The sequence below is a fragment of the Nocardia goodfellowii genome, from assembly GCF_017875645.1.
Taxonomy (GTDB): Bacteria; Actinomycetota; Actinomycetes; order Mycobacteriales; family Mycobacteriaceae; genus Nocardia; species Nocardia goodfellowii.
The window spans coordinates 5,150,086-5,167,583 of sequence record NZ_JAGGMR010000001.1; the positions used below are offsets into that span (position 1 = coordinate 5,150,086).

The 17,498-nt window shown below is 68.7% G+C and carries 18 protein-coding genes; 8 read left to right on the plus strand and 10 right to left on the minus strand.

The genetic code is table 11. From position 1 onward, the window contains the following. Positions 1 to 68 precede the first annotated feature (68 nt). Genes BJ987_RS23625 through BJ987_RS23635 form a run of 3 tightly spaced genes read right to left on the minus strand, consistent with a single transcriptional unit; the run spans position 69 to position 2,399 of the window. Entirely contained in the window at positions 69 to 1,145 is a 1,077-nt protein-coding gene (locus BJ987_RS23625; RefSeq protein ID WP_209894101.1) for a quinone-dependent dihydroorotate dehydrogenase, read from the minus strand. Between the two features lie 5 nt (positions 1,146 to 1,150). Further along, complete coding sequence (locus tag BJ987_RS23630) at positions 1,151 to 1,399, minus strand: DUF5703 family protein (RefSeq protein WP_209894104.1); 249 nt, start codon at positions 1,397 to 1,399, stop codon at positions 1,151 to 1,153. 1 nt (position 1,400) lies between these two features. After that, positions 1,401 to 2,399 carry a YncE family protein gene (locus BJ987_RS23635; RefSeq protein ID WP_209894106.1) on the minus strand — a complete coding sequence of 333 codons (999 nt, stop codon included), beginning with the start codon at positions 2,397 to 2,399 and terminating at the stop codon, positions 1,401 to 1,403. A gap of 224 nt (positions 2,400 to 2,623) precedes the next feature. On the opposite strand from BJ987_RS23635, the gene BJ987_RS23640 reads away from it, so the two are divergent. Continuing rightward, positions 2,624 to 3,640, plus strand: coding sequence for a DNA topoisomerase IB (locus BJ987_RS23640; protein WP_209894110.1), 1,017 nt, complete (start codon positions 2,624 to 2,626; stop codon positions 3,638 to 3,640). Between the two features lie 11 nt (positions 3,641 to 3,651). On the opposite strand, the gene BJ987_RS23645 is transcribed toward BJ987_RS23640, so the two are convergent. The 5 genes from BJ987_RS23645 to BJ987_RS23665 all read right to left on the minus strand — a co-directional run bounded on the left by BJ987_RS23645 (position 3,652) and on the right by BJ987_RS23665 (position 8,481). Then, positions 3,652 to 5,433 (minus strand): thiamine pyrophosphate-requiring protein, encoded by a 1,782-nt coding sequence (locus tag BJ987_RS23645; RefSeq protein WP_209894113.1) that lies wholly within the window; start codon positions 5,431 to 5,433, stop codon positions 3,652 to 3,654. 97 nt (positions 5,434 to 5,530) lie between these two features. Then, on the minus strand, positions 5,531 to 5,761 hold the full coding sequence (locus BJ987_RS23650) for a DUF6480 family protein (RefSeq protein WP_209894114.1): 231 nt from the start codon (positions 5,759 to 5,761) through the stop codon (positions 5,531 to 5,533). A 101-nt stretch (positions 5,762 to 5,862) separates the two neighbouring features. Further along, positions 5,863 to 7,203 (minus strand): cytochrome P450, encoded by a 1,341-nt coding sequence (locus BJ987_RS23655; protein ID WP_209894117.1) that lies wholly within the window; start codon positions 7,201 to 7,203, stop codon positions 5,863 to 5,865. Between the two features lie 75 nt (positions 7,204 to 7,278). After that, positions 7,279 to 8,151, minus strand: coding sequence for an endonuclease/exonuclease/phosphatase family protein (locus BJ987_RS23660; protein WP_209894120.1), 873 nt, complete (start codon positions 8,149 to 8,151; stop codon positions 7,279 to 7,281). Between the two features lie 15 nt (positions 8,152 to 8,166). Beyond that, complete coding sequence (locus tag BJ987_RS23665; RefSeq protein ID WP_209894123.1) at positions 8,167 to 8,481, minus strand: hypothetical protein; 315 nt, start codon at positions 8,479 to 8,481, stop codon at positions 8,167 to 8,169. A 214-nt stretch (positions 8,482 to 8,695) separates the two neighbouring features. On the opposite strand from BJ987_RS23665, the gene BJ987_RS23670 reads away from it, so the two are divergent. Further along, positions 8,696 to 9,535 (plus strand): SDR family oxidoreductase, encoded by an 840-nt coding sequence (locus BJ987_RS23670; protein WP_209894126.1) that lies wholly within the window; start codon positions 8,696 to 8,698, stop codon positions 9,533 to 9,535. A gap of 72 nt (positions 9,536 to 9,607) precedes the next feature. Here the strand turns inward: BJ987_RS23670 and BJ987_RS23675 are convergent, their stop codons facing one another. Further along, on the minus strand, positions 9,608 to 10,114 hold the full coding sequence (locus BJ987_RS23675) for a MarR family winged helix-turn-helix transcriptional regulator (RefSeq protein WP_209894128.1): 507 nt from the start codon (positions 10,112 to 10,114) through the stop codon (positions 9,608 to 9,610). Positions 10,115 to 10,214: 100 nt separating this feature from the next. On the opposite strand from BJ987_RS23675, the gene BJ987_RS23680 reads away from it, so the two are divergent. The 5 genes from BJ987_RS23680 (at position 10,215) to BJ987_RS23700 (ending at position 15,628) form a co-directional block, all read left to right on the plus strand. Beyond that, positions 10,215 to 11,837, plus strand: a complete 1,623-nt coding sequence (locus BJ987_RS23680) for a carboxylesterase/lipase family protein (RefSeq protein WP_209894131.1) — start codon at positions 10,215 to 10,217, stop codon at positions 11,835 to 11,837. A 93-nt stretch (positions 11,838 to 11,930) separates the two neighbouring features. Further along, the gene (locus tag BJ987_RS23685; RefSeq protein WP_209894135.1) at positions 11,931 to 12,764 is read left to right on the plus strand and encodes an ABC transporter permease; all 834 of its coding nucleotides are present in this window, start codon (positions 11,931 to 11,933) and stop codon (positions 12,762 to 12,764) included. Continuing rightward, positions 12,761 to 13,483, plus strand: coding sequence for an ABC transporter ATP-binding protein (locus BJ987_RS23690; RefSeq protein ID WP_209894138.1), 723 nt, complete (start codon positions 12,761 to 12,763; stop codon positions 13,481 to 13,483). Before BJ987_RS23685 ends, BJ987_RS23690 begins: the two co-directional genes overlap by 4 nt. Before the next feature lie 22 nt (positions 13,484 to 13,505). Then, entirely contained in the window at positions 13,506 to 14,489 is a 984-nt protein-coding gene (locus BJ987_RS23695) for an aliphatic sulfonate ABC transporter substrate-binding protein (RefSeq protein WP_307869732.1), read from the plus strand. Beyond that, positions 14,486 to 15,628 carry an LLM class flavin-dependent oxidoreductase gene (locus BJ987_RS23700; RefSeq protein ID WP_209894140.1) on the plus strand — a complete coding sequence of 381 codons (1,143 nt, stop codon included), beginning with the start codon at positions 14,486 to 14,488 and terminating at the stop codon, positions 15,626 to 15,628. The genes BJ987_RS23695 and BJ987_RS23700 overlap by 4 nt, the downstream gene beginning before the upstream one ends. Before the next feature lie 39 nt (positions 15,629 to 15,667). Here BJ987_RS23700 and BJ987_RS23705 read toward each other — a convergent pair whose 3' ends face one another. Beyond that, positions 15,668 to 16,336, minus strand: a complete 669-nt coding sequence (locus tag BJ987_RS23705; protein WP_307869733.1) for an HAD family hydrolase — start codon at positions 16,334 to 16,336, stop codon at positions 15,668 to 15,670. A 196-nt stretch (positions 16,337 to 16,532) separates the two neighbouring features. On the opposite strand from BJ987_RS23705, the gene BJ987_RS23710 reads away from it, so the two are divergent. Further along, a complete protein-coding gene (locus BJ987_RS23710; RefSeq protein ID WP_209894147.1) occupies positions 16,533 to 17,495 on the plus strand; it encodes an Acg family FMN-binding oxidoreductase in 963 nt (320 codons plus the stop codon). The last annotated feature ends 3 nt before the right edge of the window (positions 17,496 to 17,498 follow it).

The window sequence follows — 17,498 nt, forward strand, 5'->3', positions numbered from 1 at the left end:
CTACTCCCGTATGCGGTGCTTTGTGTTGCGGCACACCAGGATAGGCGTGCTCGCGCTGTGGCGCGGGCTCAGGCGCGGGCGACGTTCTCCGCGCCGACCGCCTCGGCCAGCGAGGTGTAACCGTGCCGGCGCAGGCGCTCGGCGATGCCGCGGTGGATGGTGCGGGCCCAGAACGGGCCGCCGTAGATGAAGCCGGTGAACCCCTGCAGCAGGCTGGCACCGGCCAGGATCCGCTCGAAAGCCTGGTCGGCCGTTTCGATGCCGCCGACCGAGATCAGCACGACCTGATCGCCGACGCGGCGATACAGCCGGCGCAGCACCTCGAGCGAGCGGTCGGCGACCGGGGGACCGGACAACCCGCCCGCGCCCATGGCGGCGACCTCGGCGGCGTCGGTGCGCAGGCCGTCGCGGCCGATGGTGGTATTGGTGGCGACGATGCCGGCCAAGCCGAGCTCGACGGCCAGGTCGGCGACCGCGTCGATATCGTCGTCGGACAGGTCGGGGGCGATCTTCACCAGCACCGGGACCCGCACGGTGTCGAGCACCGCCTGCAGCACCGGACGCAGCGATTCCACGGCCTGCAGATCACGCAGGCCGGGCGTGTTGGGCGAGCTGACATTGACGACCACGAAATCCGCGAGCGGGCCCAGCAGGGCGGCGCTGGTCGCGTAGTCGGCGGCGGCGTCGGCCGGTTCCACGATCTTGGTCTTACCGATATTGGCGCCGATCGGCACCGTCGACGGACGCGCGCGCAGCTGCTCGGCGGCCTGGGCGGCACCGAGGTTGTTGAAACCCATGCGATTGATCAGGGCGCGATCGGCGGGCAGCCGGAACAGGCGCGGCGCCGGATTGCCCGGCTGCGCCTGGGCGGTGACGGTGCCGATTTCGGCGTAGCCGAATCCCATCGGACCCCACGCGTCGGCACCGTCGGCGTTCTTGTCGAATCCCGCGGCCATGCCCAGCGGGGCGGGGAAGTCGACCCCGAACACCCGGTTGCGCAGGATCGGATCGTCGGCGACCAGCATCTTGCGCATGACGACCCGCGTCGGTGCGAACCGCGCGGACAGTCGCATCGCGGCGAAAGCCCAGTGGTGGATGCGTTCGGTGTCGAGCAGGAACATCAAGCGCAGCAAGATCGCGTACATCGGCCTCACATCCCCGGCTCGGGCTGGGGTAGCAGCGCGGATTTGCGGCGGCGCAGCAGCACCCGGCGGCTGCCGTCGGTGTAGGCGCGCACTCGCGACAGTTCCCAGCCGCCGAACTCGGCCTGGATGGCCAGGCGCATCGAGGCGGTCACCCGATTCATGTCCTTAGGTAGTCGCAACGGCACGTATTCGTAGTCGTCGCTTGTGTTTTCCGTCCAGCTCGCCGGTAAAGCGCGGGAGTGTTCCGGCCTCAAATCACTGCCCTCTCTTCCGCTGGTCCGCCCGGATCCGCTGTAGCCCGTCACCGGTCGCGGAACCGACGAACAGGTCCCCGGTGCGTTCGTCGACGGCTACCGAGTTGGGCTGGCGCACCGTCGGATAACGGCCCACCTCCACCGGTATACCCGTCGCGAGATCGAATCCGACCACCTCGTTACTCTGCGTGCACGTCACCCACACGGTCTCCGACCGCTGATCGTATGCAAGTGCGTAAGGCGACGATCCTACCGGGAAACGCTGGCGCAGAAGCAGCGGTCCGGTGCTGTAGACCAGCAATTCGTTATCGGCGCTGTCGATGACCAGCACGCGGCCGAAGTGGTCGGCGATCATGTTGGTCGCGCCGTCACCCGCGCGCTGGGCCAGGCCGAGGGTGTCCGCATCGGGGTCGATCTCGGTGATCGAGGACTGATGCCGGTCCAGGACAGTCAGGTGATCCAGCGTCCGGGCGAGCACGTCGGCCGAGACCAGACCGGACACGGTGCGCACCACCGTGCCGTCGGCGGCGAGCGTGCGCACACGTCCGTCGGCGGTGCCCGCGAGCACGGTGCCGTCACTGCCTCCCAGCACTGAGCGCACGTCGCCCTCGACCGGGATCTCGGTGGCCGCGGCGGTGGCGACATCGATCCGCACGACCCGCTGGGGTGCGGCGACCAGGATCTCGCCGGGCTTGCCCGGAGCCAGGGTCACACCCGGGGCGGGCAGTGTGACGGTGCGCACGGCGGCGGTACCGGGGTCGATGAGCAGCACGCCATTGCCGTCGAGCGCGGCGAGCTGGCCGGTACCGGGATCGGCGACCAGCGCGGAGACCGAGCGGCCCAGCGGGACGACCTGTCCGGCGGGCGCGCTGACGGGTGCGGGAGCGACGGCGGCGGTGGCCGGTTCGCGAGTCGGAGCGTCGGGTTTGTCGCCGGTCGAGGAACACCCCGTCAACAACAGCAGCGTCGCCGCACTCGCAAGCGCCAACGGGACGCGCACACCGAACTCCTTCACACCGGGGTCAACCCCACTATCTGACCATGATGACGCACCGGGCACGCAGACGGGGTGGGACGCGGCGGGCGCTCCGTGATCGCCATCACCACGGTGGCGGGCGTCCCGGGCCACGCCATTGCTCGTCGTTTCACCGTGAATCGGCCGGGAATGTCGTACCGAGACCACTCCGGCGGGGGTGGTGCGGTGAGTCCGGCGGAAGGAGCGGCATGCGGTTGCGGCGTAGTAACCCGAACAGACCGGGTATCCGGCGCGTGAAGCGGGGCCGGGGTTTCAGCTATGTCAGCGGAACGGGCGATCGCGTTTCGGACGACGAGACGCTCGAACGTATTCGCGCCCTGGTCATTCCGCCCGCCTGGCGTGATGTGTGGATCTGTCCGCATGCGAACGGGCATATTCAGGCGGTCGGCGTCGACGCGGCCGGACGCCGCCAATATCTGTATCACGAGCGATGGCGCGAAGAGCGCGACGAGGAGAAGTTCGATCGGGTACTAGAGCTCGCGGCCGAGCTGCCCGGCGTGCGGCAGCGGATCCGGGAGGATCTGCGGCGCACCGGCCTGGACCGTCGCCGGGTGACCGCGGTCGCGCTGGGGCTGGTGGATCGGGGCGTATTCCGCGTCGGCGGTGAGGAATACGCGCAGGAGAACGGAACCCGCGGCGTGGCCACCTTGCTTCGCGAGCAGGTGCGCCTGTCCGGTGACGAGATGCTGTTCGACTATCCGGCCAAGGGCGGAATCCAGCGACGCGTCCGGGTCGCCGATCCGGATCTGGCCAAAACCATTCGGTCGTTGCGCCGCTGCCGCGCCGATTCGCAGCGGCTGCTGGTCTACCGGCAAGGCACGCGGTACTGCGAGCTGCACGCCGAGGACGTGAACGAGCGTTTCCGGGAACTGGCCGGTTGCGAGTGCAGCGCCAAGGATTTGCGGACCTGGCACGCCACGGTGCTGGCCGCCGCCGGGTTCGCGGCGGCCGGTCGCCCGGACTCGCAGCGGGGCCGGAAAGCGGTCGAGCGTGCGGTCATCGCCGATGTCGCTGCGGCACTGGGCAATACACCCGCTGTCGCGCGGGCCTCCTATATCGATCCGCGGGTTCTGGAGGCGTACGAGCAAGGGGCGACGATCGAGGCGGCGTTGCGCAAGGCGGGCGCCGCCGCCTCCGACCAGGAGAGCCAGCAGATCGTCGAGCGCGCGGTGGTCCGATTGCTGCGCGGTGTACGGAGAAGCTGATTTCGCCGCCGTCAGCGGCGCAACTCTTGGGCTTTGGCCTTGACGCCCTGCCACATCAGGTGCCAGGCGTCGGGGTCACCGCTGAAGATGGCTTTGCCGAGGTCTTTGACCTGTTCGTAACTGGCGTGCGGCGGGATGGGTGGTACCTCGGGGTCGCAGCGCACATCGAGCAGGACCGGCTGGTCGGCGCTGAGCGCCCGGTCCCAGGCGTCGCCCAGATCGGCGGGGTCCTGCACCGCGATCGCCCGCACGCCCATGTCGCGCGCCAGCGCGGCATAGGAGACATCCGGAAGTGACTGGGACTCTTCGAATTTCGGTGCACCGCCCATGGCGCGCAGCTCCCAGGTGACCTGATTGAGGTCGTTGTTGTGGAATACGCAGACGACCAATCTGGGGTCGCTCCACAAATGCTGGTAGCGGGTGATGGTCATCAGTTCGGCCAGCCCGTTCATCTGCATGGCGCCGTCGCCGACCAGGGCGATGGCGGGACGGTCGGGATGGGCGAACTTCGCACCGATGGCGTAGGGGACACCCGCGCCCATGGTGGCCAGAGTGCCCGACAGCGACGCGCGGATCTGGCCACGCATGCGCAGGCAGCGGGCATACCAGTTGGTGGAGGAGCCGGAGTCGGCGGTGACGATGGCGTTGTCCGGAATGCGCTGGGACAGTTCCCATATCACGCGCATCGGGTTGATCGGTTCAGCGCCGACCATGGCCTGGTGTTCGACCGTCTGCCACCAGCGTTGCACGTTCTTCTCGATCGTTTCCCGCCACGAGCGGTTCGACTGCCGCTTCAGCAGCGGAACGAGTTCACGGAGTGTGGCGCGCGCGTCACCGACCAGATTGACCTCGGTGGGATAGCGCATACCGATGAGCGCGCCGTCGAGGTCGATCTGCACCGCTCGCGCCTGGTCCAGCTCCGGCATGAACTGGGTGTAGGGAAAGTTGGAGCCGATGATCAGCAGGGTGTCGCAGTCCCGCATGAGCTCATAGCTCGGGCGGGTGCCGAGCAAGCCGATCGAGCCGGTGACATAGGGCAGATCGTCGGGCAGCACATCTTTGCCCAGCAACGCTTTGGCCACTCCCGCGCCGGTCAGCTCGGCGAGCTCGCGCACTTCTGCCGCCGCGCCACGCGCGCCTTGGCCGATCAGTATCGCCACTCGTTCGCCGGCGTTCAGGATCTCGGCAGCCCGCTGAATCTCCGCGGCAGGCGGAACGGGAGTGGTCGTCAGGGGAGCGGGCGGGCTGGACGGCACCTGCTTGAACGCGTGCTGCGGCGGCTCGTAGGTTTCCTCCTGCAAGTCGGCCGGGATGATCACGGCGGTCGGAGCCCGCCGCGCCATGGCCGTCCGGAACGCCCGATCCAGCGCGTTGGGTAGCTGGCTCGCGACGTTGACCTGCACCAGATAATCCGAGGCCACGTCTTTGAACAGATTCTGCAGGTCGACCTCCTGCTGATAGCTGCCGCCCATCGCGCCGCGAGCGGTCTGTCCCACTATCGCGACGACCGGCACATGATCGAGTTTGGCGTCGTAGAGACCGTTGAGCAGATGGATCGCGCCCGGTCCCGAGGTGGCGATACACACGCCGACCTGGCCGCTGAACTTGGCGTAGCCCACGGCCTCGAACGCTGCCATCTCCTCATGCCGGGCCTGCACGAAACGGGGGTTGTTGTCGGCGCGGCCGAACGCGGCCACCAAGCCGTTGATGCCGTCGCCCGGATAGCCGAAAACCTGCTCGACACCCCATTCCCGCAGCCGCTGCAGCACATAGTCCGACACCTGCGTCGACATGTCACTCCTCCTGTGGTCGTGAGACAACCGATGTCGCCGCCCTGCCCGATCGGGCGCGGTAATCCGCCTCCGGTGCTCGCACGGAGGAGGGCGACGGCTAGATGATCGAGATGACGATTCCCACCGCGGCCGCCGTGAACAGCGCGATGATGACCACGATCACGACGATCGCCCCGATACCGGTCACCGGGAAACGATGGCGGGTGGCGGGCTCGGGTGCGGACAGACCCGATGTCTGTGGCGTCTCCGGCGGGGTCGAACCCGGTGCGACGCCGCCGCCCGGCTCCAGGTCCGGGGTCTTGGCGGGGTCGGGATCCATGGCAGTCATTGGCCGCTCCTAACCGAATCGTGGGCGTGCGGGTGTGCCTGCCTGCGCTCTACCCTCGGCGCTCTGCGGCAAACCCGGGGCGCGGACCGGGCCGCGGGCGCTCAGAGCAGGTGGAGTTCGCGCGCTCGGGTGGTGGTGAAGTCGACGCCGAAGTTGTTGAAGGTGAACGGCAACGGTGCGCCCGGGTCCAGGGTGGGCTCGGATCGCAGCTCGAAGGTCGAGGCCCGCAGCAGTTCGGCCAGCAGGGTGCTGGTGACGAAGAGTACGAGGTCGCGACCCGGACAGACCGCGGGGCCCGCGCTGAACGGCACCAGCTGCGGATATTGCGCGGCGCGACCGTCCAGCCAGATGTCGGGCGCGAACTCGTGGGCGAAGGGGAGCAGCTGGTCATCGCGATGGAAGGCGACGGCCGCGACCAGCAGCGCCGCGCCCCGGTCGATGGTGAACTGCTCGGTGCCGCTGCCCCACACGGTGTCCTCGGTGGTGTCCCGCAGGATCAGTGGCGTGGTCGGCCACAGGCGTACCGATTCCAGCACGCATGCGCGCGCATAGGGCAGCGTCGCGGTCGGCTCGCGCGCTTCGGCGACCGCCCGGGCGCGCTGCTCCGGGTGGGTGGCCAGCAGTGCCAAGGTCCGGCTCAGCGCCATGCCCGCCGCGTCGAAGGCGAACAGCCAGTGCGGAACCTGACCCACGGGATCCGCGGCTCCGGAGGCCGGGATGGAGGTGAGCGCACCGAGCAGGGTTTCCGGCTCGGCGGACTCGGCGTACCGGTACAGCGCGCCCGCGAATTCATCACGCCGTTTCCGGCGCTGCGGCGCCAGGAATGACCAGTTGGCTGCCGAACGTAGTCGCCACAGTTGATCGGTGATCTCGTCGTCGTCGCGCGCGGCCGCGCCGAGCACCAGTCGGCGAACCAGCCGCCACCATGCGATGGTGAACTGTTCGGCATCGAGATGGCCACGCCGCCAAGCGGTTTCGAGCAGGCTCTCGGCTTCGTCGGAAATGGCCGCGGTGAACGGCTCGGCCAGATGATGCAGCGGTGCGCCCGTGTCGAGGGCGGCCTCGTTCACGGCGCGGCGTTCCGTGCGCATTTTGCCCTCGGATATCAGGACGCCGTGCGGCTGGAACTGACGTAACGCCGCGCGCTTCTCCAGGTTCGCCGGATGGAACGGGGTGGGGGCCTGCTCCAGTACCCGTTCGACATCCGCCGGGTCGACGATGACCACCACCCGCCGGCCCGGCAGCACCAATTCCACTGGACCGGAGCCGAACTCGCGCCGGAGTCGACGCATCCGCCGGACGGCGGCCCGGTCGGCCTGCGTCCGTTCCAGCAACCCGACCACCCGGCGTCGCCGGGCGATGACCCCGGCGGCGAAACCGGCGGCCCCCAGATCCGCCAACGTCGAAATCGCACGAACACCGGTCAGCCGGTGACCCGCCATGCCATCCTCCTGAGTACTCGAACGCCCGTCTTCTGGTTGTTGATCTCTATCCGGCGATTCCACCTGCAGAGGGGGCTAAACGCCCGCCCGCGTCACAGCCGCCATCTCCGGCGCCATCGCACCGGGTGGGCGCGAGGGCACGCTGAGTTCGGCCAGCACGCCGTAGTGGTCACTGGCCTGGACCCCGTGTTCGTCCGGTGTGCGAAAGACGCGGTCGCAGGCTTCGACCCGCAGTGTGGGGCCGTAGTGGGTACCTCGAATCAGCACATAATCGATCCGCCGCCCTGGTATCAGCGGCATGTCACCGGCGCGTACCAGCGGGTTCTCCGGAGTGAAGGTATGTCCGGGCTCGCCGGGATGCGCCGACTCCCAGGCGTCGTAGTAGCTGACGCTGGTCCGGTCCAAAGATTGACGGCCAGTCCAGAACCGCATACTCGCGGTGTCCGGAGCGGCGTCGAAGTCGCCGAGCACGATGACGTGGTGGCCTCGTTCGGCTACGAGGTCTTCGACGAGTCGGGCGGCGAGCACGGCTTGCCGTTCACGTTCGTACTCGAATCCACAGTGAAAGACAGGCTTGTGGTGGACGAGCAGTGCGGGACCGAAGGGTGGCGGTAGTGAGATTTCGGCGGCAAGCGTGCCCGACCAAGGGAATCGGGCGGCGCGCTCGTTGAATTCGAGGTCGGCGTGCCGCACTTGCCCGAAGGGCCGGCGACTGGCCAGGATCGCACCGACACCGTCGGGCCCGGTGCGGATATGCGGGGCGATATGCCAGCCCGGGCCGAGGAGTTCGCTGACTTCGGCCGCGTCAGGCACGGTGCGGACTTCCTGCAGCGCGACGATATCGGGTCGTAACCGCGCGAATTCCGCGGCGATCACCCGTCGTCGCGCCTGCCAGTCGGCATATGCCGACGCCAGCACATTGAACGTCACCACTTTCAAGGTCTGCATACTGCTCAGGCTGGGTCAGTCGGGTGGTTCCTGCACTCCCTCAGGGGTCGAGCCAGGGATGTTCGTCTCCGGGTCGACGCTTCCGTCGTAGCTGCCGGGGCCCAGATCTTCGGCGGGTTGCCGGACAGTGTTGTCCGCTGGTTGGGGTGCCGCGGCGACACCCGCCAGGCCCGCGGCGACGGTCTCGTCGGTGGTGTCGCGCTGGGGCTGGGCGGTTCTCGTCGCGGCGTCGAGGTCCGCGCGTAGTCGTGCCGCGGCCGCCTCGTCTCCGGCGTCTTCCGCGGTCGTGATGTCCTGGCGAAGCTGGGCGATAACGTCCTGGGAAACCATTGATCCTCCCTCGCTGGTGGATACCGCGGTATTGCCTTGGATCGGTGGATACCAATCGTCCGCGTAGTCGAGGCGCTACCCAGCACCCCGGTTGCTAATCCGTACTCCGGACGAATGTCACGTGATCTCAGCTATCCGGAAAGGCCGTGTTTACCGACCGCGAATCGCGGTAGTCGCCAAGCACGTGGCGCAACTACAGAGGAGGAGTCGGTCAATGGGATTTCCTGAACAGCAGCAAGCGGTACCGGGGACGCAGAACCAGATGACTCCGGTGCCGGACTGCGGCGAGGACAGCTACCAGGGGTCGGGCAAGTTGACCGGCAAATCGGCCGTGATCACCGGCGCGGACAGCGGCATCGGCCGCGCGGTGGCGATCGCGTTCGCGCGCGAAGGCGCGGACGTCTTGATCTCCTATCTGAGCGAGGACGACGACGCGAAGGAGGTGGCCGCGCTCGTCGAGCAGGCCGGGCGTAAAGCGGTCCTCGTGCGCGGCGATCTCGCCGAGCCGGGGCACTGCCGGACCGTCATCGACCGCGCCGCGCAGGAATTCGGCAAGATCGATGTCCTGGTCAGCAACGCGGCCTACCAGATGACCCACGAAACCCTGGAAGAGATCAGCGACGACGAATTCGACTACACCTTCCACCTGAACGTCAGCGCGTACTTCCGTTTGGTCAAGGCCGCCCTGCCGCATATGCCCGAGGGCGCGTCGATTATCGGCAGCTCCTCGGTCAATTCCGATATGCCCTCACCCACGCTGGCCCCGTACGCCGCCACCAAGGCGGCCATCGCGAACTTCTCCGCCAGCCTGGCCCAGCTGCTGGGCGACCGCGGCATCCGCGTGAACAGCGTGGCGCCGGGACCGATCTGGACCCCGCTGATCCCGTCGACGATGCCGCCCGAGAAGGTCGCCAAATTCGGCGACGATGTTCCGCTCGGCCGAGCCGGCCAACCCGCCGAGCTGGCCCCCGCCTACGTCCTGCTCGCCTCGGACGACGGCAGCTACATCTCGGGTGCGCGCATAGCCGTCACCGGCGGTCGGCCGATCTTGTAAAACGAACACGACGGTCGGGCCGAGGCGACGCCTCGGCCCGACCGTTCTGCGGTACTGGATAGGCGTGCCGAATCACGGCCGGTCAGCTACTGCCTGCTGGGGGTCGGCGTCCGAATTCCCCGCGGGGAGTTCGTTGAGCACCTCGAGCAGTCTGGACAGCGCGGGCAGCGCGTGGTCGAGTGCCGCGACGTCGGCGCTGTCGAGCCGTCCGATCGCGTCGCGCAGCAATTCCGTACTGGTGCGGTCGTAGCGGGCGAGTAGTTCGCGGGCGCGCGGGGCGGCCGAGAGGGTCGCGACTCGGTTGTCGGCGTGGGAGCGTTCCCGGCGGACGAGATCGCTCGCGCTCATGACGCGGACCAGGTTGCTGATCGTCGACGGCGCCACGCGGAGTTGGGCGGCGACTCGGCCGGGGGCCATGTCGCCGTGCTCGACGAGCAGGCGCAGGAGTTCGATCTGCGCCTCGGGCAGGTCGGGAAGTCCTGCGGCGGAGCGGGTCCGGCGCAGCACGGCCCGGCGAAGCGGGCCCAGCATGACCCCGAGGCGCGGACCGACGTCGTTCGGATCGGCGTCGGATGTCATGTCTCGCATTGTGCCTCTTGCGCCCACGGCGATTCGCATTTAGTTTTGTCGCAAAATTGTTGTTCGTGGCCGCCGGCGCGAGCAGATCACAGGAGTCGCGTTGACCCATTTCCGAGCCCGCTGTGCCGAGCTGTCGCGGTGCGCGGCCGCTGTGATCGCCGCAATAGTGTTGTCGCTGAGCGCTTCTCACTATCTGCCGGTCGCCCAGGCGGAGCCCGCCGGCGCTCTCGTCACCGTCACGGGCGGCACGGTCCGCGGTTTCGAGTCCGACGGCATCACCAAGTTCCACGGCATTCCCTACGCGGCATCCACGGCGGGCGCGGGGCGTTTCGCGCCGCCGCGCCCGGTCGAGCCCTGGGCCGGCATCCGCGACGCGAATCGGCATGGGCCGCAATGCCCGCAGGCGAGCCCGATGGCTGGTCTGCCCGCGTTGCAGGAGTCGAGCGAGGATTGCCTGAGCATCGACCTCTACGTGCCGCCCGCCGCGGCGGGGGAGCGGCTACCGGTGATGGTGTGGATCTACGGCGGCGGCTTTCTGCTGGGGTCGAACGCCCAGTACGATTCCCCGTCGCGGTTGGTGCGCGAGGGGCGCGTAATCGTCGCGATCCCGAACTATCGCGTCGGCCCGTTCGGCTTCCTGGCATTGCCGGAACTGGCCGCGTCGCACGGCGCCACCGGCACCTACGGCATCCTCGATCAACAGGCCGCGCTGCGCTGGATCCAGGACAACGCCGCCGCGTTCGGTGGCGACCCCGGCAATGTCACGCTGATGGGTGAATCCGCCGGCGGGATGAGCGTGTGCACCCAGATCGCCTCGCCCGGCGCGCGCGGACTCTATGCCAAAGCCATTGTGCAGAGCGGGGCTTGCGCGCGTAGCCCGCTTGTCCCGCCGTCGCTCGAGCAGGCCTACCAGCGCGCGCGGGACTACAGCGCCGACATGGGCTGTGCCGACGCGGCGACGCGCCTCCAGTGTCTGCGCGACCTGCCGGTCGAACGGCTGTTGAACTCGCCGACGACCCGATTGGCGTCCATGACCGCCGGCTGGACGCCGGTACTCGACGGCGTGGTCGTCACCCGGAATCCGGAAGACGCCTTCGCCGCGGGCGCGGCCCGCGACCTCCCGATGATCGTCGGCAGCAACGCCGAGGAAGGCGCGACCTTCCTGCTGCTCACCGACTTCGCCCAGGGCCGGATACCCGACTCCGACGACTACGTCTCCTGGGTGCGCCATTTCTTCGACGCCGACGCCGAACGCGTACTGGCCCGGTATCCGGAGACCGGTTTCGGCTCCGCGGCACTGGCCAAGCAGGCAGTGATCACCGACGGATTCTTCGCGTGCCCAGCGCTGTTCACCACCGCGGCGGCACAGGCGGGCGGGGCGACGGTGTGGCAGTACCGATTCACCGACTCCTTGTTGCCGCCCAACCCCGTGATCACCGGAGCCTTCCACGCCGCCGACGTGCTGTACCTGTTCTCCTCGGTGCAGGGCATGCCGGTGCCGCTGCCGCCGCAAGCCGCGGGCCTGGCGCACCGAATGCAGGACACCTGGGCACATTTCGCGTACACCGGGCGACCGGACAGCGCGGCGTTCGAGAACTGGCGGCCCTGGCGGCCCGAGGATCCGGGCGCGATCACCCTCGACCGGACGGGCAGCCCGATCGGCCACGATTTCGCCGCCATCCACCGCTGCGACCTGTGGTCGGGGATCGCCCGCATCGGGTGAGCCGGTATTTCGGTCACGGCGATCCAAAGGGTTCTGCTGGGGGGACGACGGCGGTGATACTGCCAGTCGTCCCGTATCCGTCCCAGGAGAACCATGACACTCGCGATCGGCTGGAAAGCCGCCGACCGGCGGACCGCCGCCGCGGCCGCACCCGCGCCGCGGCGTGCGCGCCAGGTGCTGGCCGGCCCCTGGCTGCTGCGGTCGCTGACGCCGCTGGCGCTGCTGCTGGCGTGGCAGGCCGGCTCGGCGACCGGTGCGCTGTCCGAGCGCATCTTGCCCGCGCCCTCGGTAATTCTCGACGCCGGTCTCGAGGTGTGGCGCAGCGGCGAATTGGGCGACGCCCTGGCGGTTTCCGGTCAGCGGGTGCTGCTCGGCTTCGCCCTCGGCGCCTCGGTCGCGGTGGTGCTGGCCGTGCTGGCCGCCTCCAGCCGGATCGGGGAATACCTCGTCGATCCGCCGATGCAGATGCTGCGCACGGTGCCGCTGTTCGGCCTGATCCCGCTGTTCATCATCTGGTTCGGCATCGACGAACAACCGAAACTGTTCCTCATCGCCCTCGGTGTGGCCTTCCCGCTCTATCTCAACACCTACGCCGGCATCCGGCAGCTGGACCCGAAACTCGGTGAACTGGCGCGGGTTCTGGGGCTGACCGCGTGGGAGAAGCTGCGCGACATCGTGTTTCCAGGCGCGCTTCCGCAGGTGCTGGTCGGGCTGCGGCAGAGTCTGGGTATCGCCTGGTTGTCGCTGATCGTGGCCGAGCAGATCAATGCCAGTGCGGGCCTCGGGTTCATCGTCAACAACGCGCGTGAGTTCCTGCGCACCGACATCGTCATCTTCGGTCTGCTCGTCTACGGCATGCTCGGCCTGATCACCGACGCGCTGGTGCGCGGCGTCGAACGGCGCGCGTTGCGCTGGAGCAAGCGATGAGCGCCCCGGTGGCCGGGCGGCTGGCCCGAATCCGGGGGGTGGGCAAGAGTTTCGGCGATCGGCCGGTGCTGCGGGGGGTGGAGCTCGACCTGCGGCAGGGGGAGATCGTCGCGCTGGTCGGGCGCAGCGGTTCGGGTAAATCCACGCTGCTGCGCGTGCTGGCCGGTCTGGCCGGGGAACACGCGGGCGAGGTCGAAATCGACGGGAGCGTCGCGGTCGCCTTCCAGGAGGCGCGGCTGGTGCCGTGGCTGTCGGTGGCGCGCAATGTCGCGCTCGGGTTGCCGGATCGCCGACGCCGCGCCAAGGGGCTGGATCGGGCGCGTGCGGTGCTCGACGAGGTCGGGCTGGCCGATCGTGGTGACGCCTGGCCGATCACGTTGTCCGGTGGTGAGGCCCAGCGTGCCGCCCTGGCCCGTGCTCTGGTCGCCGAGCCCGCGCTGCTGCTGCTCGACGAGCCGTTCGGCGCGCTGGACGCGCTGACCAAGATCGCCATGCACGATCTGTTGTTGCGGCTGTTCGCCGAGCACGGTTTCGGTGTGCTGCTGGTGACCCACGATGTCGCCGAGGCGGTGACGCTGGCCGACCGGGTGCTCGTGCTCGACGAGGGTCGTATCGCCCACGAGGTCGACATTCCCCTGGAACGTCCGCGGCGGCACGCGGCGCCCGAAGGCGCCGTGTACGCGGCCCGCCTGCTCGAACTGCTCGGCGTCGAGCAGTAGCACCGACTCTGGAGAGAACCCTGTGAAGAAGTTGTTCCGCTCGGCTGCCCTCATCCTGGCCGCCACCCTGTCGCTCTCGGTCGCCGCCTGCGGTGCCGACGAGACGCCGCAGGCGGGTGACCAGCCGGTCGACCTGAGTACCGTCACCCTGAAAGTCGGTGACCAGAAAGCGATTTCCATCGAGGTGCTGCTCAAAGCCTCCGGTCAGCTGGAGAACCTGCCCTACAAAGTCGAGTTCTCCAGCTTCACCGCGGGGCTGCCGCTGGTGGAGGCGGCGAGCGCGGGCGGTATCGACCTCGCGCAAACCGGCAACACCCCACCGATTTTCGGCGCGGCCGCCAAAGCCGACATCAAGGTCATCGGCGCGCTCGCGGCCACCGGCAAGGGCGATGCCATCCTGGTCGGCAAGGATTCACCGATCAGCGCCGTCGCCGACCTCAAAGGCAAGCGGGTCGCGGTGTTCAAGGGCAGTTCGTCCAACGCGCTGCTGCTGCTCGCCCTGGCGAAGGCCGGGCTCAGCCTGAAGGACATCGAACCGGTGTACCTCTCGCCCGGTGACGGCTACACCGCCCTCAAGCGCGGTGACGTGCAGGCCTGGGCCATCTGGGACCCGTACACCGCCATCGCGGAACAGGAGTCCGGGGCCAAGCAGATCGTCGCCGCCGACACCGTCGCCAACGGCAACAACTTCTGGGTCAGCGGTGACCAGGCCCTCGCCGATCCGGGCAAGGTCAAGGCCATCGAGGACTTCCTGCGCCGCTACGCCGCCGCCACCACCTGGTCGCAGCAAAATGTCGCCGAGTGGAGCGCGAAGTACGCCGAACTCACCCAGATCACCCCGGCCGCCGCGCAGGTCACCTGGACCCGCTCGATCAAGCAGCCGATCGCGCTGACCGATGCGATCGTCGCTTCCGAGCAGGAGATCGCGGACGCGTTCACCGACGCGAAAGCAGTTCCGGGCAAAGTCGATTTCGCGAAATTCGTCGATCGGAGATTCCAGCAGTGAGCACGCTTTCCTTCCATTGGTTCCTGCCGACCTACGGTGACTCGCGGGGGCTGGTCGCCGGGGGCCACGGCTCGTTCATGTCGGGTAACCGGCCGGCCAGCCTGCGCTACCTCAATCAGCTCGCGGCCGCCGCCGAGGACAACGGCTTCGAAGGGGTGCTCACCCCGACCGGCGCGTGGTGCGAGGACGCGTGGTTGACCACCGCCATGCTGGTGGAAACCACCGAGACGTTGAAATTCCTGGTCGCGCTGCGGCCCGGCCTGGTCAGCCCGACGCTGACCGCGCAAATGGCCGCCACCTACCAGCGGCACTCCCGGGGGCGGCTGCTGCTCAACGTCGTCACCGGCGGTGAACCGCGGGAACAGCAGGCCTACGGCGACTTCCTCGACAAGAACCAGCGCTACGCCCGCACCGGCGAATTCCTCGACGTGGTCCGCTCCCTGTGGACCAGCACCGAACCGATCGACTTCGAAGGCGAACACCTCCGGGTCCGGCAAGCGCTGCTGAGCAGCCGGCCCGACCCGATCCCGCCGGTGTTCTTCGGCGGCTCCTCACCCGCCGCGGGGCCGGTCGCCGCCCGCTACGCCGACACCTACCTCACCTGGGGCGAGCCGCTGGACGCGGTCGGCGAGAAGCTCGAGTGGATCCGTGGCCTGGCCGCCGGCCAAGGCCGCGTCCTCGACTACGGCCTGCGCATTCACGTCATCAGCCGCGACACCTCCGCCGAGGCCTGGGCCGAGGCGGACAAGCTGCTGTCCGGGATCGCGCCCGGCGAGATCGAACGTGTTCAAGCGTCCCTGGCGCAGAGCGAGTCCGAGGGTCAGCGCCGGATGGCCGCCCTGCACAACGGCCGCACCGACGGGCTGGAGATCGCACCCAATTTGTGGGCGGGAGTCGGCCTGGTCCGCGGCGGCGCGGGTACAGCGCTGGTCGGCTCGCACGAGGAAGTGGCCGACCGGCTCACCGAATACGCCGAACTCGGCATCGACCAATTCATTCTCTCCGGTTACCCGCATCTGGAGGAGGCGTACTGGTTCGGCGAGGGCGTGCTCCCGATTCTGGAGCGCCGGGGCCTGTGGTCGCACCCCAATCGCGGGGCGGTGATTCCGGCCGGGACCCCGTTCGCCGCCACGAGTTGAGCGCTCCTCAGTAGCGCGCTGGGTGGGGGCTCGCCGGGCTCAGAGCAGGCGGCCGATCGGACTGTCGTCAACCGCACGCAGCAACTGCGCGACGTCGTCGCAGACGAACGCCGCCCTCTCGGCTTCGAGTTCGGCGCGTCCGATACCGCCGCTGAGGACGCCGATCGTCGGCACGTCGAGAGCCGCGCAGGCTCGCACGTCCCAGACCGCGTCGCCGACGAAGACCGCGCGCGCCGACGGTACGCCGGCCCGTTCGAGGGCGATCCGCACGATGCTCGGATCAGGTTTGGCGGTCTCGACGTCCTCGCCGCTGGTCACCGCGTAGAGCGCCGACTCGCTGTCCAGCAGTTCGCGCAGCACGGACAGCTCTTCCGGCGGCGCGGACGTGGCGAGCACCACGCGTAGCCCGCGCGCGTGCAGATCCGCCAGCACCTCGCGCGCGCCGGGCAACAGCGTCAGTTCCTCGGCGCTGTCCAGATAGAACCGAGTGTGCAGTTCATCGGCGCGATCGGCGGCGGCCTCGTCCAGGTCACCGGCCAGGGTTCGGATCAGCGTGCTGCCGTCCATGCCGATGGCGCGGTGAATACGCCAGGTCGGGACCACGGTGCCGACCGCACGGAAGGCCGAGTGCCAGGCCCTGGCATGCAGATAGTTGGAGTCGATCAGGGTGCCGTCGATGTCGAACAGGACCGCTGCGGGATCGGACACGACAACCTCCTCGCCACTGATCCGGCACCGTGCCGGCCTTCGTTGATCTACCCCGCATCGGCCGGTCGAACCACCTCGGCCAGGTGCGCGCCGGGCGGAAGGACCCGGATCCTCGGGACCTTCGGCCCGCTGTCGCGCCGCCGCTCGGTGGGCACGGTGGAGGGAAAAGCGTCGATCCGAAGGGATGAGTTCCTGCATGAACTGTGGCTATCCGAGCCTCGATACGGTACGGGCAGCGATCGGACTGGCTCAGCGGGCGCCCTCGGTCCACAATTCGCAACCTTGGCGCTGGCATCTGATCAACGAGGAACTTCATCTGTACGCCGATACTTCCCGGCATCTGACCGCGACCGACCCGCAGCAGCGGGCGTTGACCGTCAGCTGCGGTGCGGTCCTGCATCACGCGCGGGTGGCGCTGGGGGCGCTCGGCTGGCACGGCACGGTCGAGTATCTGCCGAATTCCCTTGTGCCGGAACATCTCGCCGTCCTCCGCTTGGCTCCCCGCCGCCCCACCGCGACCGATATCCACCTGGCGGCCGCCATGACGCATCGTCGCAGCGACCGCCGCCGATTCGGCTGGGGTGCGGCCCCCGAGCTCTATCTCCGGGCCGCGGTCCGTTACGGCACCGGCTACGGTGCGAGCGTGAAAACCGTTGCGAGCGAGGAACGTCCGGTGTTGCGCCAGCTGATTCGCCGGGCCGCGCGGCATCATCAGAACGATGTCGCCTATCAAACCGAGCTCGCCGAGTGGAGCGGCCACCGCGGTGTCCGGGAAGGCGTACCCGCCCGCAATGCCACCGCTGCGCGCACCGAGGACGAACTGCCGGGTCGTGCGTTCCGCAACCCGACTCTCACCGACACGAAACGCGCCCGGGACGCGGCGACCTGGCTGATGATCTCCACCGAGCACGATGATCGGCTGTCCCAGTTGCGCGCCGGTGAATCCCTCAGCGCCCTGTTGCTCGCGGCCACCGACCTGGGTTTGGCCACCTGCGTCCAAACCGAACCACTGGGCTTACCCGAATTGCGTGCGGAGGTGCGCTCGTCGCTCTGCGAGGGACGACATCCGCAGGTGATGGTCCGCGCCGGGCTGGTTACGCAAGCCGGTCCGCTGCCGGAGACTCCGCGCCGACGGCCCGAGGAAGTCCTCCCGTTCTGATCG

Coding starts and splice junctions, on each gene's coding strand:
- BJ987_RS23625 (WP_209894101.1), bottom strand. CDS start 1,145: ATGTACGCGATCTTGCTGCGCTTGATGTTCCTGCTCGACACCGAACGC.
- BJ987_RS23640 (WP_209894110.1), top strand. CDS start 2,624: ATGCGGTTGCGGCGTAGTAACCCGAACAGACCGGGTATCCGGCGCGTG.
- BJ987_RS23645 (WP_209894113.1), bottom strand. CDS start 5,433: ATGTCGACGCAGGTGTCGGACTATGTGCTGCAGCGGCTGCGGGAATGG.
- BJ987_RS23650 (WP_209894114.1), bottom strand. CDS start 5,761: ATGACTGCCATGGATCCCGACCCCGCCAAGACCCCGGACCTGGAGCCG.
- BJ987_RS23655 (WP_209894117.1), bottom strand. CDS start 7,203: ATGGCGGGTCACCGGCTGACCGGTGTTCGTGCGATTTCGACGTTGGCG.
- BJ987_RS23660 (WP_209894120.1), bottom strand. CDS start 8,151: ATGCAGACCTTGAAAGTGGTGACGTTCAATGTGCTGGCGTCGGCATAT.
- BJ987_RS23665 (WP_209894123.1), bottom strand. CDS start 8,481: ATGGTTTCCCAGGACGTTATCGCCCAGCTTCGCCAGGACATCACGACC.
- BJ987_RS23670 (WP_209894126.1), top strand. CDS start 8,696: ATGGGATTTCCTGAACAGCAGCAAGCGGTACCGGGGACGCAGAACCAG.
- BJ987_RS23675 (WP_209894128.1), bottom strand. CDS start 10,114: ATGACATCCGACGCCGATCCGAACGACGTCGGTCCGCGCCTCGGGGTC.
- BJ987_RS23685 (WP_209894135.1), top strand. CDS start 11,931: ATGACACTCGCGATCGGCTGGAAAGCCGCCGACCGGCGGACCGCCGCC.
- BJ987_RS23690 (WP_209894138.1), top strand. CDS start 12,761: ATGAGCGCCCCGGTGGCCGGGCGGCTGGCCCGAATCCGGGGGGTGGGC.
- BJ987_RS23710 (WP_209894147.1), top strand. CDS start 16,533: ATGAACTGTGGCTATCCGAGCCTCGATACGGTACGGGCAGCGATCGGA.